Annotated in this window: 3 protein-coding genes; all 3 read right to left on the bottom strand. The window is 29.9% G+C overall.

The annotated features are described in order from the left end of the window. On the bottom strand, nucleotides 1-136 hold a 136-nt coding region (locus tag DWX73_RS15695; RefSeq protein ID WP_334294664.1), incomplete at its 3' end, for a DUF6718 family protein. Next, a complete protein-coding gene (locus DWX73_RS13290; protein WP_118349131.1) occupies nucleotides 124-729 on the bottom strand; it encodes a hypothetical protein in 606 nt (201 codons plus the stop codon). The genes DWX73_RS15695 and DWX73_RS13290, both read right to left, overlap by 13 nt. A 129-nt stretch (nucleotides 730-858) precedes the next feature. Beyond that, nucleotides 859-1,107, bottom strand: a complete 249-nt coding sequence (locus tag DWX73_RS13285) for a helix-turn-helix domain-containing protein (protein ID WP_118349130.1) — start codon at nucleotides 1,105-1,107, stop codon at nucleotides 859-861. Between the last annotated feature and the right edge of the window lie 86 nt (nucleotides 1,108-1,193).

Below are 1,193 nucleotides of genomic sequence, written 5' to 3'. Positions count from 1 at the left end.
TAGTTACAAGCTGAATTTTATCATAGCCAACTTTTGACTCAATACTTCTTTTAAATGATGAAAGATGCTTTCCATGTGTTGTTCTTAAAGCAACACAGCCAACATCATCTATGTTTTTTGCAATTAAATAACACATTCTAAAGCCTCCTTAAAATCTTGTTCTGTTTGAATCTTAGCATTTTCATACATATTTCGCAACTGTAATCCTATATTATTTTCATAATTCTTCTTATAAACATATTTATGAAGCCAGTTGTTAAACTGTCTATCGTAATATGTATTATATTGTATTTCAATCGGGTAATGACTTCCATCTAATTGAAAGTACACATGAATTCCTCTATATCCATCATCCTTTGCCTTTCCTTTTGACATATCTGCAATTCTTAATTCGGGAATTTTTCTTAATTCCAAAACATCCTCATAGTTATCACATAAAGAACGAAATCCTAGCAAATCATCAAATACTTTTCTTGCTTGATGATCTGGATAGTAACGATCATATTTTAGTATTGCAGACTGAATACTTTTGATTCGATAATCCAAAGCTAATTCGTACAATTCTTCAAACTCATCATACCATTCATTTACCTTTATAATTTCATCAATGAGTTTTTCTTTTTCAAAATAATGCAAATTTTTCTTAAGATTTATTCCCATCTCTGACTTATATGATAATTTTGCAAGTAATTCTATTGTTAAGCCATCTCGTTGGAGAATATTGGACATTTGGCACGTTCCGCCTTTCATCATCATCTACTTACTAAGTATACTACCATATTACACACTTATAAATAATAGTCAAGTTTACTGTTCACTTTACTTGTTCAAATTATACCATAAAACTTGTGAACAATTTTATAACTTTGGTTTCGGAATAAATTTTAATTCCAACATCATATCCATACCATCTGCAAGACGTTTTAGTAGATTTAAAGAAGGATTTCTAGTTCCGTTTTCTAATTTACTTATATCGGCTTGATTTATTCCAGTTCTTTCTGCTAATTCCTTTTGTGTTAAATTTCGAGAAGTTCTGGCATCAACTATTGCTCTTATTACATCAAGTTCAGGTTGAGAATTTTCCCGGGAGTTTGACAGTTGAATCATTGAAAATCACCTTGCAGGCCTTATAAAACCTGCATTTTTTATGTCAAATTTTATGTTTTTATATGTACTTGTTTGTAATAGTGTGA

The sequence above is a fragment of the Coprococcus sp. AF21-14LB genome (assembly GCF_003458885.1).
Taxonomy (GTDB): Bacteria; Bacillota; Clostridia; order Lachnospirales; family Lachnospiraceae; genus UBA9414.
This window is presented reverse-complemented; position numbering and strand designations above follow the sequence as displayed.

Excerpts from the sequence above, each read along its gene's own strand:
- DWX73_RS13290 (WP_118349131.1), bottom strand. The coding sequence starts at position 729 with ATGTCCAATATTCTCCAACGAGATGGCTTAACAATAGAATTACTTGCA.
- DWX73_RS13285 (WP_118349130.1), bottom strand. The coding sequence starts at position 1,107 with ATGATTCAACTGTCAAACTCCCGGGAAAATTCTCAACCTGAACTTGAT.